Consider the following 247-nt stretch of genomic DNA (forward strand, 5'->3'; position numbering starts at 1 on the left):
TGCCGTCGGGCAGTACCCCCGCGTGGACCTCGTCGATGCCCGCCTCGGCGGCGATCCGGCGGGCGGCCCGCTCGTTGTCACCGGTGAGTAGGACCGTCCGCAGGCCCTCAGCCCGCAAGGCCGCGACCGCCTGCGCCGCGTCGGACCGCAGGCTGTCGTCGAGGGCGAGCAGGCCCAGCAAGCGACGGTCCCGGCCGACCACGATGACGGTGCGCCCGACCCCCTCCAGGTCCTGGATGCGGGCCGC

1 protein-coding gene is annotated in these 247 nt (G+C 76.1%); it reads right to left on the minus strand.

Features of this window, described 5'->3' with window-relative positions; translation table 11 throughout:
* The coding region (locus tag KZZ06_RS21850) for an HAD family hydrolase (protein WP_219582009.1) at window positions 1-247 on the minus strand (247 nt) is incomplete at both ends.

Source organism: Sulfitobacter sp. CW3, from assembly GCF_019392245.1.
Classification (GTDB): domain Bacteria; phylum Pseudomonadota; class Alphaproteobacteria; order Rhodobacterales; family Rhodobacteraceae; genus Sulfitobacter.